Raw genomic sequence first — 14905 nt, 5'->3', positions numbered from 1 at the left:
GGCACTTTGCATCTGCGCATGATCTCTTCCGAAAAGCGATTCCACTTTTTGGGATGATGCGCTAAGCGTCTCGGCATGACAGACGCAAGCGAAAAGCAGGCTTTGGCTGCGGACGACAAGGTTGCCGTCGTTATCGTCGCCGCCGGCCGCGGCGCGCGCGCCGGTCAGGCCGACGGGCCGAAGCAATACCAAAGGATCGGCGGCCGTGCCGTCATCGCGCGCACATTGGACGTGTTTCTGGCGCATCCGGGAATCGGTCCTGTCGTCGTCGCCATTCATGCCGACGACAGCGGGCTTTTTCGCAGCGCCGCTGGCGCCAACGCCGACCGGGTGGTCACGGTGACCGGTGGCGCGTCTAGACAGGACTCCGTCCGGCTCGGATTGCTTGCGCTGAGAGGCCATGCGCCGCGCCGGGTTCTGGTCCATGACGCCGTCCGCCCGTTCGTCGACGCGGAATTGATAGACCGCACGATCGCCGCCATCGGCGAGCGTCAGGCAGCGCTGCCTGCCCTGCCCGTCGCCGATACGCTGAAACGCGAGTCGGCCGCGGGCATGATCGGCGAGACGGTTTCCAGGAACGGGCTTCATGCCGCGCAGACGCCGCAGGGCTTCCCGTTCTGGCCGATCCTGGCCGCCCATGAAAAGGCCCATCATCTGGGCAAGGCGGTCTTCACCGACGATGCCGCGATTGCCGAATGGGCACATATTCCAGTGAAAATCGTCCCGGGCTCGCCGGACAATGTCAAACTCACCTGGGCAAGGGATATCTCGATGGCGGATCAGCGGCTTTCCGGCGAACGGCCGCGTTTTCCGGACATCCGCACCGGCAATGGCTACGACGTCCATGCCTTCGAGCCCGGCGACCATGTCGTCCTGTGCGGCGTCTCGATCCCGCACGACAAGAAACTGTCCGGCCATTCGGACGCCGATGTCGGCCTGCACGCCTTGACCGACGCGCTGCTCGCCACTTGCGGCGCCGGCGACATCGGCACGCATTTCCCGCCATCGGACCCGCAGTGGAAAGGCGTGGCCTCGCGGATCTTCGTCGAGCATGCGGCAGGATTGGTGCGCGCGCGCGGCGGGCGTATCGCCAATGCCGACATCACGCTGATCTGCGAGGCGCCGCGCGTCGGCCCGCATCGCGAAGCAATGACCGAAATCCTTTCGGCAATGCTGGCGATTTCCCGGGACCGCATCTCGATCAAGGCGACGACCAACGAAAAGCTCGGCTTTGTCGGACGCGAGGAAGGCATAGCCGCCATCGCGACCGCCAGTGTCGTGTTTCCAGGTGATGTCCCCGAATGAGCAACAGCGATCTCGCAGATGCCCTGCTTCAAGCCTGCCAACAGCGCGGCATCATGCTGGCGACAGCCGAGAGCTGCACCGGCGGCATGATCATCGCCGCCTTGACCGACATCGCCGGCTCATCGACGGTGGTCGACCGGGGTTTCATCACCTATTCCAACGAGGCCAAGACGGAGATGCTCGGCGTTTCCGCCGCCACGCTCAAGGCGCACGGCGCGGTCTCACGGGAAACGGCGGTCGAGATGGCGGCCGGCGCCTTGGACCATTCGCGCGCCGGGCTAACCCTTGCCGTCACCGGCATTGCCGGTCCTGGCGGCGGCTCGACGGAAAAGCCCGTCGGCCTGGTCTGGTTCGGTATCGCCTTGACCGGCCGGCCGGTCGTCAGCGAATGCCAGTTGTTTGCCGACAAAGGCCGCAAGTTCATCCGCCGGGAGACCGTCAGACACGCGCTTGAACTGGGCTTGCGCGCGCTCGCTGCGGATCAGGCTGCCGGCGCTGCGCCATAGATGACGTCGGCGCGCTTCTCGAACGCCTCGGAGAACATGCGGAAGGCGCGATCGAACATCGCTCCCATCACCGCACCCAGAATACGACTCTTGAATTCGTAGTCGATGAAGAAGCAGACATTGCAGCCGCCGTCGGCCGGCTCGAAACGCCAGGCATTGCTCAGATATTTGAACGGACCGTCGATGTATTTGACGTCGATGGCCTTCTCGTCGGGCTTTAGCAGCACCTGCGTGGTGAAAGTCTCGCGGATCGCCTTGTAGCCAATGCTCATGTCGGCGACGAGGAGGGTGCGTCCGTCGCGTTCCTTGCGCGAGCGAACCGTCAGCGCCTCGCAAAGCGGCAGGAATTGCGGATAGGATTCGACATCGGCGACCAGAGCGAACATCTGTTCCGGCGTATGCGCAACGCGGCGATGGGCTTCGAATTGTGGCATGAAACCAGTGTGTTAGGCGGACTTCTTGAGAAACGCGTCCCGTGCCGCGCGCAGCTTGGCGAAATCGTCGCCGGCGTGATGCGACGAACGCGTCAACGGGCTCGATGCCACCAGCAGGAAGCCCTTGGTCTTGCCGATCGTCTCAAAAGACTTGAATTCCTCCGGCGTGACGAAACGGATCACCGGATGGTGCTTTTTCGATGGCTGCAGATACTGACCGATGGTCATGAAGTCGACATTGGCCGAACGCAGATCGTCCATCAATTGCAGGATCTCGTTCCGCTCCTCGCCAAGGCCAACCATGATGCCGGATTTGGTGAAGATCGAGGGATCGAGTTCCTTGACCCGCTGCAGCAGCCTGATCGAATGGAAATAGCGGGCGCCCGGCCGGACCGTCAGATAGTTCGACGGAACGGTCTCCAGATTGTGGTTGAACACATCAGGCTTGGCCGCCACCACGATCTCCAGCGCGCCGTCCTTGCGCAGGAAGTCGGGCGTCAGGATTTCGATCGTCGTCGAAGGCGTTGCCGCCCTGATGGCGCGGATGACCTCGGCAAAGTGCTGAGCGCCGCCATCGGCGAGATCGTCGCGGTCGACTGAGGTGATGACGACATGGGTTAGACCCATTTGCTTGACAGCGTCGGCGATGCGCGCCGGTTCATCGGGATCGAGCGCGGTCGGAATGCCGGTGGCGACGTTGCAGAAGGCGCAGGCGCGCGTGCAGATCTCGCCCATGATCATGAAGGTGGCGTGCTTCTTCTCCCAGCACTCACCGATATTGGGGCACCCGGCCTCTTCGCACACCGTCACCAGCCTGTGCGACTTCACGATGTCGCGCGTCTCGGCATAGCCTTTCGACATCGGCGCCTTGACGCGGATCCAGTCGGGCTTGCGCAGCACATCCTGGTCAGGCTTGTGCGCCTTTTCAGGATGCCGCAGGCGCGGCGCATTGGCGATCGTGTCGAGGACGGTGACCATCAGAAATCCAGTTCATTCGCGATCGCCTTCCGGCGTTCGCTTTAGCAAGTCATCTAGGACTTTTCGCTGCAAAGAAAAAGGCCGGGGCAGCGCATGCCGCCACAGCCGTTTTCGCATGGCAAGAGTTCAGCAACTAACGGCGCACCATGCGCCCTGCCAAGATCAGCAGGCAGGCGCCAACGAAACCGGTGATCAGATAGGCGATCCAGCCGGTGCCGAAGGCGCCGATGTTGAGCGCCTGCAGGATGGCATTCAGCACGATCGCGCCGACGATGCCCAGAACGATGTTCATCAAGATGCCCATGTTGCTTTTCATGAACATCTCGGCAAGCCAGCCCGCCAGCCCGCCGATGATGATGGCTGCGATCCAGCCCACGCCATTCACGTCCATATGCCCTCTCCTCTGGTGATAAATGCATCCGGAAACGAATTACCTTACGGTTGAGTTCCTTGGCTCTCACCTTTTGAGTCTCACGCGGTCAATTTATCACGCGTTGAGCGCGCGGCCATAGGCGTCGAGCACGCTTTCCTTCATCATCTCCGACAGCGTCGGGTGCGGGAAGATCGTGTGCATCAGCTCTTCCTCGGTGGTCTCCAGGTTCATCGCCACGACAAAGCCCTGGATCAGCTCGGTCACTTCGGCGCCGACCATATGTGCGCCGAGCAACTGCCCGGTCTTCCTGTCGAAGATGGTCTTGACGAACCCCTGGTCCTCTCCGAGCGCAATGGCCTTGCCGTTGGCGGCGAACTGGAAGCGGCCAACGCGGATGTCCTTGCCTTCGGCCTTGGCTTTCGCTTCGGTCAACCCGACGGAGGCAACCTGCGGGTTGCAATAGGTGCAGCCCGGAATTTTCAGTTTGTCAGTGGCGTGCACGCCGGGGACGTTGGCGATCTTTTCCACGCAGACCACGCCTTCATGCTCGGCCTTGTGCGCGAGCATAGGCGGGCCGGCAACGTCGCCGATGGCATAGATGCCGGGCACATTGGTGCTGCCGTAGCCGTCGACGACGACGCAGCCGCGCTCGGTCTTCACGCCGAGCGCTTCGAGGCCGAGATTCTCGATATTGCCCTGCACGCCGACGGCCGAGATCATCCGGTCGGCGGTGATCTTCTCGACCTTGCCGTCCTTCATCTCGACATGCGCGGTTACCGAGTTCGCAGCTTTTTCGACCTTGGTGACCTTGGCATCGAGGATGATCTTCATGCCTTGCTTCTCGAACTGCTTTTGCGCGAATTTCGAGACCTCTGCGTCCTCGACCGGCATCACCGCCGGCAATAGCTCGACCACCGTCACCTCCGCGCCCATGGTGCGGTAGAATGAGGCGAATTCGATGCCGATTGCGCCCGAACCCATCACCAGCAGCGATTTCGGCATCTCCTTCGGCACCATCGCTTCGAAATAGGTCCAGATCAGCTTGCCGTCGGGCTCGATGCCGGGCAACGCCCGCGGCCTGGCCCCGGTCGCCAGGATGATGTGCTTGGCAGTGTATGTGCCCTCGCCCTTGACGCCCTTGGGCGCCGGCGGCTGTGGCTCCATCGGCTTCTTCGACGATTTCGACACGACGATCTCGCCCGGCCTGTCGCCGGAAGCCGCCTTGGACAGCTTGGCTTCGCCCCAGATGACATCGACCTTGTTCTTCTTCATCAGGAAGGCGACGCCGCCGTTCAGCCGCAGCGAGACCTTTCGCGAGCGGTCGACCACGGCAGCGGTATCGACGCTGACCTTGCCGTCGATCTTCAAGCCGTAGTCCTTCAAATGATCCGAATAGTGCATGATCTCGGCCGAACGCAGCAGCGCCTTGGTCGGGATGCAACCCCAGTTGAGGCAGATGCCGCCGAGATGCTCGCGCTCGACGATCGCTGTCTTGAACCCGAGTTGGGCGGAACGCACCGCCGTGACATAGCCGCCGGGGCCGGAGCCGATGATGATGACGTCGTAGTTCTCAGCCACGGATTTCTCCCATGATTCTCTAGAGTTCCAGCATCACGCGCACGATTGGCGCCAATGCCTGCCCGATTTTGCGCGTGTTCTCTGCGTCGAGATGGACGCCGTCGAGTGGCGTGGTCTCGGCCACCGAGCCGGCATCGAAGAAGCCGCAGCCGACCTCGTCGGCAAGGACGGAATATTGTGGCGCCAGCCGCTTCGACGCTTCATCGCCGCCGGCGAACATTTCTTTGAATTCGGCGTTTTCCGTGCGGCTGACGGCGGGCGGCGCGACGATCAGGATTTGCGGCGACGGCCAATCGAACGGGTAGTCGTGACCGCGCACGATGTCGATCAGGCGCTGCAGGCCTTGCTTGGCGGCGACCGGATTGCCGTGAATCCACGGCTTCATGTCGTTGGCACCGAGCATGAGGATAACCAGGTCGATCGGCGCATGCGTCATCAGGATCGTCGGCAGCACTCTTGCGCCGTTACGGTCGGCGCCGGCCAGATGGTCGTCGAAAGCCGTTGTGCGGCCGTTCAAGCCTTCGGCGATGACCTCGACGCTGGCTCCCAACGTCGCCTGCAGCACACTCGGCCAGCGGTCCTTGAGCGGGTGGCGATCCAGACTTGCCGCATCATAGCCCCAGGTTAGCGAATCGCCGTAGCAAAGGACTGTTTTCATGCGTTTGCCCCACTCCGGTCGAAATCTGCCTGCGCGCGCCTCACCCGCCAGCCCACGAACAGCCAATGCACGACGATCGTTGCAACGCTGGAAGGGCTGAAGGCAAGAAGGCTGGTGAAGAGTTCCCGCACCGCCTTCTTTTCCCTCTAGACCAGCATGCCCATCGGGTTTTCGATCATGCGCTTGAAGGCGACGAGCAGTTCGGCGCCGAGCGCGCCGTCGACAGCGCGGTGATCGGTCGACAATGTCACCGACATGATGGTGGCGATCTTGATCTCACCGTTCTTGACCACCGCGCGCTCCTCGCCGGCGCCGACCGCCAGGATCGTCGCATGCGGCGGGTTGATGACGGCGGCAAAGTCCTTGATGCCGAACATGCCGAGATTGGACACCGCCGTGGTGCCACCCTGGTATTCTTCCGGCTTCAGCTTGCGGCTGCGCGCGCGGCTGGCAAGATCCTTCATCTCGTTGGAGATGACCGACAGCGTCTTTTCGTCGGCACGCCGGATGATCGGCGTGATCAGCCCGCCGGGGATCGACACGGCGACACCGACGTCGGCATGCTTGTGCTTGACCATGGCGCTCTCGGTCCATGACGCATTGGCATCCGGCACCGCCATCAGCGCCATTGCCATCGCTTTGATGACCATGTCGTTGACCGACAGCTTGTAGGCCGGCGCCTCACCCTTGTCGGTCTTCTTCACCGGGGCGGCCGCATTGACCTGCGTGCGCAGGGCCAGGAGCGCATCAAGCTCGCAGTCGAGCGTCAGATAGAAATGCGGAATGGTGGTCGTGGCCTCGACCAGCCGGCGCGCAATGGTCTTGCGCATGTTGTCATGCGGGACAAGCTCGTAAGAGCCGTCGGCAAACAGTTTCAGCACCTGGTCGTCCGACATTGGCTTGGCTGCGGCCGCCGGAGCCGGAGCGCCGGCAGGTGCCGCTTTCGCGGCGGGTGCCGCCTTGGCGCCGCCGCTGGAAATCGCTGCGTCGACATCGGCCTTGACCACGCGGCCATGCGGGCCGGAGCCTGTCACCGCGGAGACATCGACACCGGCTTCCCGGGCAATGCGACGGGCCAGCGGCGAGGCGAAGATACGTTCGCCGCTTGCATGGCCATTGGCAATCGGAGCCGCCTGGGGCGCCGGTGCGGCCGCAGGTTTCGGCGCTTCCGGCTTTGGGGTTTCCGCCTTTGGTGCTTCAGTTTTGGGGGCTTCTGTTTTTGGTGCCTCGGCTTTTGCCGGAGCGGCAGCGCCGTCACCGCTCTTGGCGGCAGCCGCCGCATCTTCACCTTCGGCGGCGAGCACGGCGATCAGCGCGTTGACCTTGACGCCTTCTGTGCCGGCTGGAACCACCAGCTTGGCCACAGTGCCCTCATCGACAGCTTCGACTTCCATCGTCGCCTTGTCGGTCTCGATCTCGGCGATCACATCGCCCGGCGAAACCTTGTCGCCCTCCTTGACCAGCCACTTGGCAAGATTGCCCTCTTCCATCGTGGGCGACAGGGCCGGCATGGTGATGTTGATCGGCATAGGTATTCTTCTCCCAAGCGAAATGCGTTCACCGTGTCAGCAGCGCTATACAGATAGCGAAAGAGTCTCTCTCGCAGTCGCCACCGGATCCTCTCCATTCATCAGCGATATGTGACGGCTTTGATCGCCTCGACGACCTCGCCGACATTGGGCAGCGCCAGCTTTTCGAGGTTTGCCGCATAGGGCATCGGCACGTCCTTGCCGGCAATGGTGATGACCGGCGCGTCGAGGAAATCGAAGGCGCGCTGCGACACCTGGCTGGCGATATGGTCGCCGACCGAGCTCTGCGGAAATCCTTCCTCCACCACCACGAGACGATTGGTCTTCTTGACCGAGGCGATGATGGTGTCGAAATCGAGAGGGCGGATGGTCCTGAGGTCGATGATCTCGGCATCGATGCCCATGCCGCGCAATTCGGCCTCGGCCTTCACCGTGTAGCTCATGCCGATGCCGAAGGAGACGATGGTGACATCCTTGCCCGACTTGTGGATGCGCGCCTTGCCGATCGGCAGCACGAAATCGTCGATCTTCGGCACATCGAAGGACTGGCCGTAGAGGATTTCGTTCTCGAGGAAGATGACCGGGTTCGGGTCGCGGATCGCGGCCTTCAGCAATCCCTTGGCGTCGGCGGCGGTGTAGGGCATCACCACTTTGAGGCCGGGAATGTGGCTGTACCAGGCGGCATAGCACTGTGAGTGCTGGGCGGCGACGCGGGCGGCCGCGCCGTTTGGCCCGCGGAAGACGATGGGCGCGCCCATCTGGCCGCCGGACATGTAGAGCGTCTTGGCGGCGGAGTTGATGATATGATCGATCGCCTGCATGGCGAAGTTGAAGGTCATGAACTCGACGATCGGCCTCAGGCCGGCCATCGCCGCGCCAACACCGACGCCGGCAAAACCGTGCTCGGTGATCGGTGTGTCGACGACGCGACGCGCCCCGAATTCCTGCAGCAGCCCTTGCGTGATCTTGTAAGCGCCCTGGTACTCGGCGACCTCCTCGCCCATCACGAAGACGTCTGCGTCACGGCGCATTTCCTCGGCCATCGCGTCACGCAGCGCTTCGCGCACCGTGGTCGAGACCATCTCCGTGCCGGCCGGGATGTCGGGATCGGCGGCGATTTCGGTTCTCGGCGCCGCGGCGACAGGTGCTGCGCCCTCGCTTTTGGCCGCAGCAGGCGCTGGCGCTGCAGTTTCCGCCTTGGCAGGTTCCTCGCCGATGCCTTCGCCTGCCTTGTCGACATCTTCACCATCAACGGCGAGCACGGCGATCAGCGTGTTGACCTTGACACCTTCGGTGCCGGCAGGAACCACGATCTTGGCTAGCGTGCCTTCGTCGACGGCCTCGACTTCCATCGTCGCCTTATCGGTTTCGATCTCGGCGATGACATCACCAGCGACAACCTTATCGCCCTCTTTCTTCAACCATTTGGAAACATTGCCCTCTTCCATGGTCGGCGAGAGAGCGGGCATGAGAATTTCGATCGGCATGGCCTTGCCCTCTCGTTACAGTACGATATCGGTCCAGAGCTCGGACGGATCCGGCTCTGCGTCGTTCTGGGCAAATTCGGCGGCGTCGGCGACAATGTCGCGGACCTCCTTGTCGACGGCTTTGAGCTCGTCCTCATCAGCCCACTTCTTGTCGAGCAGGCGCGCCTTGACCTGCTCGATCGGGTCGCGCTCGGAGCGCATCTTCTGCACTTCTTCCTTGGAGCGGTATTTTGCCGGATCGGACATCGAGTGTCCGCGGTAGCGATAGGTCTGCATTTCGAGAATCAGCGGCCCCTTGCCGTCACGGCACCATTCGGTGGCGAGATCGCCGGCTGCCTTGACTGCACGGACGTCCATGCCATCGACCTGGATGCCGGGGATCTTGAAGGAGGCGCCGCGGTGCGAAAAATCCGTCTCGGCCGACGAACGCGTTACCGAGGTGCCCATGGCATAGCGGTTGTTCTCGATGATGAAGATCACCGGCAGCTTCCATAGCGAGGCCATGTTGAAGCTCTCATAGACCTGGCCCTGATTGGCGGCGCCGTCGCCGAAATAGGTCAGTGTCACATTGTTGTTGCCGCGATAGCGATTGGCGAAGGCGAGGCCGGTGCCGAGCGAGACCTGCGCGCCGACAATGCCGTGGCCGCCGTAAAAATGCTTCTCCTTGGAGAACATGTGCATGGAGCCGCCCTTGCCCCTGGACAGGCCGCCGCGGCGCCCGGTCAATTCGGCCATGACGCCGCGCGGCGACAGTTCCATCGCCAGCATGTGACCATGGTCGCGGTAGGCGGTGATCATCTGGTCGCCGTCGATCAGCGCCATCTTCATGCCGGTGACAACTGCTTCCTGGCCGATATAGAGGTGGCAGAAGCCGCCGATGAAGCCCATGCCGTAGAGCTGGCCGGCCTTTTCCTCGAAGCGGCGAATGAGCAGCATGCGCCGGTAGGCGTCAAGCTCCTCATCCTTGGTGAAGTCGAGAGGTTTGGGGGCTGAAAGCCCTGCCGATTTGCCGTCGGATTTGGGTTTGGTTTTGGCAGGCGCTTTTCTGGCGGCGGTGGCCATGCATCACTCCCTGTTGGCGTCTCTTGCGGACACTGAGGGAGATCAGTTCTCCCCACCGATTTGGCAAAGGCTAACACGCGAGAAAGCGTTTCGCCATGCCGAAAAATGCATGGCTGACATGCGTCTAAGCGATTAAAATCGTTGAAAATATCGGCGATTAACTTGAATTTGGTTATCTTGCCGTGGCCGGTAGCATGATGGTGATTTCGTCGGCGTGGGACACATTGAGCGCCTTGCGCGCCTGCTCGTCGAGCATGTCCTTCTCCAGCGTGCCCTGATGCATCAGTTGAACACGCCGCTGCAGATCGAGCCGGCGCGCCTTGACGGCATCGAGCTTACCTTGCAGGTCGACGGCTTCGGCTTGCAACCGGTATTTGGAATAGATGCCGAATTCGCCGTGGTAGGCATGAAAGCCGAAATAGGCGAGGAACGCCACACAGAGCGAGGGGATGATCAGCCGACCGGTATTTCTCTGCTTGTGCTGACGTGTCCACATGACCCAAATCCCTTAGAGCGCCGCGCGCGCCTGGACGCGCGCATAGGGCGCTCTAACCACTCTGCGACCTAGCCCTTTCTCGCCCGATTGTGCTTAATGGACGGTTACGGACGACCGGATCTGGCGGTGTTGAAACAAAAAAGGCGAGAATGCCCCGCCCTTTCGTTTTCGGATTTTCTGGGTTTTAGGATTTTCTGCGGCTCAGCCCTTCACGATCGACTTGCCGGCGTAGAGCGCCTGCTTGCCGAGCTCTTCCTCGATACGGATGAGTTGGTTGTACTTGGCCATGCGATCCGAGCGCGACAGCGAACCCGTCTTGATCTGCCCGCAATTGGTGGCGACGGCGAGATCGGCGATGGTCGAATCTTCGGTTTCGCCCGAGCGGTGCGACATGACCGCGGTGTAGCCGGCCTTGTGCGCGGTCTCGACGGCATCGAGCGTTTCGGTCAGTGAGCCGATCTGGTTGACCTTGACCAGGATAGAATTGGCGACGCCCATGCGGATACCGTCGCGCAGCCGGGCCGTATTGGTGACGAACAGATCGTCGCCGACCAGTTGGGTCTTGTTGCCGATGAGGTCGGTCAGCGTTTTCCAGCCGTCCCAGTCGTCCTCGGCCAGACCATCCTCGATGGTGATGATCGGATAGTCCGCGGCGAGCTTGGCCAGATACTTGGCCTGGGTCTTCGGATCGCGGGTCTTTTTCTCGCCTTCATAGACGTAGTTGCCGTCCTTGAAGAATTCGGTCGCGGCGCAGTCGAGGCCGAGCGCAACCTCTTCGCCCGGCTTGAAGCCGGCCTTCTCGATCGATTCCATGATGAAATCGAGCGCTGCGGGCGCGCTTTTCAAGTTAGGCGCGAAGCCACCCTCGTCGCCGACATTGGTGTTGTGGCCGGCGTCCTTCAGCCGCTTCCTCAGCGTATGGAAAATTTCCGAACCCCAGCGTACGCCGTCACGCAGTGTCGGCGCACCGATCGGCAGGATCATGAATTCCTGGAAATCGATTGGGTTGTCGGCATGGGCGCCACCGTTGATGATGTTCATCATCGGCACCGGAAGCACATGCGCCTTGGTGCCACCGACATAGCGGTAGAGCGGCAGGCCAGCCGCTTCCGCCGCAGCCTTGGCCACCGCCAGCGACACGCCAAGGATCGCATTGGCGCCGAGGCGGCTCTTGTTGGGTGTGCCGTCGAGCTCGATCATGGTCTGGTCGATGTGGATCTGGTTCTCGGCTTCCATCCCGCCGATCGCTTCGAACAGTTCGCCATTGACGGCCTCTACCGCCCGCAGGACGCCCTTGCCGAGGTAGCGGGCGCCGCCGTCGCGCAGTTCGACCGCCTCATGCGCGCCGGTCGAGGCGCCGGAAGGCACCGCAGCGCGGCCCATCGAGCCGTCTTCGAGAACGACGTCGACCTCGACGGTCGGGTTTCCGCGGCTGTCCAGGATTTCGCGCCCGACAATGTCGATGATGGCAGTCATTGCGATGTCCCCGATTGATCTGACGAAGCGTCGCGCACGTCTTAGCCAAAGTGCCGCAAAACGCAATCGGGGCGTCCGCAAATAGTGCCGCCACTTCCGCCACATCGAATCACGAAGCACAAATTGCTGTCATCATAAGTCATGTCAGTCATAGGCCTTGGCGGCATGCGGCTTTCTGGTTTATGCTCACAGCTGCGCGGGGCGAAACAGGAGGAGTTTCGCCATGTCTCAGTTGAGCGGTATTGTGAGTTTGTTCCTGATCGCGGCGGCGTTTTTGACGTCGTGTGACACTCAGCAGCCTCAACAGGGCGCGGTAGAGTTGTCGACCATTGCAGCGGAGTAGATATCCCAGAGAAAAGGCCCCCGGTTCAACCGGGGGCCTTTTGATTCCGGCAGAGCAAGATCAATGCCAATAAGGCTCGACCCTGTAGTAACTGTATGAAGCATCACGCGCGGCCTCGCCGTCGGCGCCCGTCAATTCGTTGATCGAATAGGCGGGAGCTGCCTTCAGTTGCTCCTTGGTGAACGGCACGACATAGCCGCCCTTGTTCTCGTCATAGTCGAGGCTCGCCCACGGAATGGCGTGGTATTTCTCGCCGATGCCGAGAAATCCGCCAAAGCCGATCACGGCAAACATGATTCCATTCGACAATTTGTCGAGCATGACATCCTCGATGTCGCCGATGTGCGTGCCTTCCGTGTTGTAGACGGAAGTGCCGATCACCCGCGAGGCAGCGATGGCTTCAGTGTGTCCTGTCTGGGTTGTCATGATGTGCTCCTCTTGTCGTTCACTTCAGCTTCGACAATGAGGAGAGGGCTGCGAAGGTTCCAGACTTTTATGGACGCGGTCATACATGCAGGGCTGATCACTCAGCGAGGATGAAGGTGACCTTCATGTTGACGCGGTAGGCGGAGATCGTGCCGTTCTCGACGACGACCTTCTGGTCCTGGATCCAGGCGCCTTCGACGTTCTTCAATGTCTTTGCGGCGCGGGCAATCCCCTGTTCGATGGCGTCCTGAAAGCTCTTATTCGACGATGATGTGATTTCGGTGACGCGGGCGACGGACATGGCTTCCTCCTCCAAGGCACTCGGTTGCCTGGGCAGCGTACAACCGGCGCCTGTTGATCACAAGTTTCGGGTCGGACTTAGGGCTGGGCCGCTGAACTTGCTCAGCCCTTGGCGACGCGATCGAATGCCATCAGCCTCTCAAGCAGCGCCCGAAGGTCCTTCAGCGGCACCATGTTGGGACCGTCGGAGGGGGCGTTGTCGGGATCCTGATGCGTCTCGATGAAGACGCCGGCGACACCGACCGCAACCGCGGCGCGCGCCAGCGTCTCGACGAAGCGCCGATCGCCGCCTGACGAGCCGCCCTGCCCGCCCGGCTGCTGCACCGAATGCGTGGCGTCGAAAATCACCGGCGCGCCGATCTCGGCCATGATCGGCAGGGCGCGCATATCGGACACCAGCGTGTTGTAGCCGAAGGACGCGCCGCGCTCGGTGACCAGCACATTGGCGTTGCCGGAACCGGTGACCTTGGCGACGACGTTCTTCATGTCCCATGGCGCGAGGAACTGGCCCTTCTTCACATTGACGACCTTGCCGGATCTTGCCGCCGCGATCAGCAGATCGGTCTGGCGGCTGAGGAAAGCCGGAATCTGCAGGATATCGACATGCGGCGACACGAGCGCGCACTGTTCCTCGGTGTGGATATCGGTCAGGATCGGCAGCGAAAACGCCTTGCGCAAATCGTCGAAGACGGGCAGCGCCGCATCGAGCCCGGCGCCGCGCGTGCCGCCAAGCGAGGTGCGGTTGGCCTTGTCGTAACTGGTCTTGTAGACGAGGCCCAGCCCGAGCTTCTCGGTCAGTTCCTTCAGCGCGCCAGCCATGTCGAAGGCGTGCTGCCGCGATTCAAGCTGGCACGGGCCGGCAATCAGCGACAGCGGCGCGGTGTTGCCGAAGACGACATTGCCGACGGTTACGGACGAATTTGGCTTGCTCATGCTTTCTCCTGGAAAACGAAGGCCGCACCCTGCCCGGATGCCGGCCACACGACAATATCATCGCCGCGTAAGTCATGTTCTACGGAACTTGCTGCAAGCAGCTTGGCGACCGTGTCGGCGGAACCAACTGAAAAGACGATCGCCGCGAAGCGGAGTTCCGATGGCGCGCCGGCAGATATGCCGAAGCGCGATTCGAAAGCGACGGGGTCAAGCAGGGTCAAGGTCGCGTTCGGCAGCTCAAACGCAGTGCTGCTCCCCGGCACGGTCGCCGGACTGTGCGTCGCGATCGAAATCAAACGGCGCTGTTCGGATGGCTCGGTGCTGACCGCCACGACCTCGACAATGCCGTTTGCGCCATTGGCGTGGACCTGCAACGCGCTGCGGTCCACTTTCGGCGCATTGATCCGCTCGCAGGCAAACAGGAATGCGTCCGTCGCCCCGCTGCCGGAGGCGAAGGCCAGTTTGAACGATGCCGTGTCGCTGTTTCCCGCCGCGTCGGTGAAGGCGCGCGAAAAGCTCAGCATGTCTCCAGCCGACAGGCCGGCTTCGACAAAGCGTGCGTGGTCGGCATCCGCACTTTGGGTGCCCAGGACAAGGGCGGAAAATCCCTCATTGCCGCAGCTGTCGCGATAGGCGCGATCGCGCGCGACGAGGGCGTTACCGTCGGCGATCGCTTTCGCCGCCGCTTGCGCATTGCCCACTGCCAGCAGCTCGAGATAGGTGCCGTCCTCAAGGAAGACGCAGCAGTTTTCCGTGCCGAAAGGATGGATGCCGGTCGGCGCCACAACAAAGCCAAGCGAAACCAGCCGCGCCCGCGCCACGTTGAGGCTGGCGGTCGGCAGCACAAGATGGTCGAGCGGACAAGCGCCGGGCGGATAAGCGCCGGGCGAATGTGGGCGTGCTGGCATCGTCACGGTCATGTCGGCGCGGTGTGCATCATTCCGGAAGTTGGTTCAAGGGCCCTCGCCTGATGCGCAGGGATTTCATGGCGGCAGCGGTCGTCGCGATGGCTGTCCTTGGC

Annotated in this window: 16 protein-coding genes; 2 read left to right on the top strand and 14 right to left on the bottom strand. The window is 62.1% G+C overall.

Annotated features, from left to right (window positions below):
* The first annotated feature begins 75 nt into the window (after positions 1-75).
* Together AC0L17_RS06780 and AC0L17_RS06775 are read left to right on the top strand one after the other, a co-directional pair.
* Entirely contained in the window at positions 76-1305 is a 1230-nt protein-coding gene (locus AC0L17_RS06780) for a bifunctional 2-C-methyl-D-erythritol 4-phosphate cytidylyltransferase/2-C-methyl-D-erythritol 2,4-cyclodiphosphate synthase (protein WP_473515239.1), read from the top strand.
* Positions 1302-1811: a CinA family protein gene (locus AC0L17_RS06775; RefSeq protein WP_473515238.1), complete on the top strand. Its 510-nt coding sequence runs from the start codon at positions 1302-1304 to the stop codon at positions 1809-1811. Before AC0L17_RS06780 ends, AC0L17_RS06775 begins: the two co-directional genes overlap by 4 nt.
* Here AC0L17_RS06775 and AC0L17_RS06770 read toward each other — a convergent pair.
* The 14 genes from AC0L17_RS06770 to AC0L17_RS06705 all read right to left on the bottom strand — a co-directional run bounded on the left by AC0L17_RS06770 (position 1787) and on the right by AC0L17_RS06705 (position 14792).
* Positions 1787-2245: a type II toxin-antitoxin system RatA family toxin gene (locus AC0L17_RS06770; RefSeq protein ID WP_023799229.1), complete on the bottom strand. Its 459-nt coding sequence runs from the start codon at positions 2243-2245 to the stop codon at positions 1787-1789. The genes AC0L17_RS06775 and AC0L17_RS06770 overlap by 25 nt on opposite strands.
* A gap of 12 nt (positions 2246-2257) precedes the next feature.
* Entirely contained in the window at positions 2258-3223 is a 966-nt protein-coding gene (lipA, locus tag AC0L17_RS06765) for a lipoyl synthase (RefSeq protein WP_473515237.1), read from the bottom strand.
* 133 nt (positions 3224-3356) lie between these two features.
* Entirely contained in the window at positions 3357-3614 is a 258-nt protein-coding gene (locus tag AC0L17_RS06760) for a GlsB/YeaQ/YmgE family stress response membrane protein (protein WP_023799232.1), read from the bottom strand.
* A gap of 96 nt (positions 3615-3710) precedes the next feature.
* Positions 3711-5174 (bottom strand): dihydrolipoyl dehydrogenase, encoded by a 1464-nt coding sequence (gene lpdA / locus AC0L17_RS06755; protein ID WP_287072310.1) that lies wholly within the window; start codon positions 5172-5174, stop codon positions 3711-3713.
* Between the two features lie 19 nt (positions 5175-5193).
* Complete coding sequence (locus AC0L17_RS06750; RefSeq protein WP_473515236.1) at positions 5194-5832, bottom strand: SGNH/GDSL hydrolase family protein; 639 nt, start codon at positions 5830-5832, stop codon at positions 5194-5196.
* A 146-nt stretch (positions 5833-5978) separates the two neighbouring features.
* A complete protein-coding gene (locus AC0L17_RS06745) occupies positions 5979-7361 on the bottom strand; it encodes a pyruvate dehydrogenase complex dihydrolipoamide acetyltransferase (protein WP_473515235.1) in 1383 nt (460 codons plus the stop codon).
* 101 nt (positions 7362-7462) lie between these two features.
* Positions 7463-8848 (bottom strand): pyruvate dehydrogenase complex E1 component subunit beta, encoded by a 1386-nt coding sequence (locus AC0L17_RS06740; RefSeq protein ID WP_473515234.1) that lies wholly within the window; start codon positions 8846-8848, stop codon positions 7463-7465.
* Between the two features lie 15 nt (positions 8849-8863).
* The gene (gene pdhA, locus AC0L17_RS06735; RefSeq protein WP_027153999.1) at positions 8864-9910 is read right to left on the bottom strand and encodes a pyruvate dehydrogenase (acetyl-transferring) E1 component subunit alpha; all 1047 of its coding nucleotides are present in this window, start codon (positions 9908-9910) and stop codon (positions 8864-8866) included.
* Positions 9911-10082: 172 nt separating this feature from the next.
* Positions 10083-10406, bottom strand: a complete 324-nt coding sequence (locus AC0L17_RS06730; protein ID WP_023799238.1) for an FtsB family cell division protein — start codon at positions 10404-10406, stop codon at positions 10083-10085.
* 201 nt (positions 10407-10607) lie between these two features.
* A complete protein-coding gene (eno, locus tag AC0L17_RS06725; RefSeq protein ID WP_027154001.1) occupies positions 10608-11882 on the bottom strand; it encodes a phosphopyruvate hydratase in 1275 nt (424 codons plus the stop codon).
* Between the two features lie 403 nt (positions 11883-12285).
* A complete protein-coding gene (locus AC0L17_RS06720) occupies positions 12286-12651 on the bottom strand; it encodes a PRC-barrel domain-containing protein (protein WP_023799241.1) in 366 nt (121 codons plus the stop codon).
* 97 nt (positions 12652-12748) lie between these two features.
* Positions 12749-12952, bottom strand: a complete 204-nt coding sequence (locus AC0L17_RS06715; protein ID WP_023799242.1) for a dodecin family protein — start codon at positions 12950-12952, stop codon at positions 12749-12751.
* A 101-nt stretch (positions 12953-13053) separates the two neighbouring features.
* A complete protein-coding gene (gene kdsA / locus AC0L17_RS06710) occupies positions 13054-13884 on the bottom strand; it encodes a 3-deoxy-8-phosphooctulonate synthase (RefSeq protein ID WP_473515233.1) in 831 nt (276 codons plus the stop codon).
* Positions 13881-14792, bottom strand: a complete 912-nt coding sequence (locus AC0L17_RS06705) for a VOC family protein (RefSeq protein WP_473515232.1) — start codon at positions 14790-14792, stop codon at positions 13881-13883. Before AC0L17_RS06705 ends, kdsA begins: the two co-directional genes overlap by 4 nt.
* Positions 14793-14905 lie beyond the last annotated feature (113 nt).

It is taken from the genome of Mesorhizobium sp. WSM4829 (assembly GCF_055811475.1).
This window is presented reverse-complemented; position numbering and strand designations above follow the sequence as displayed.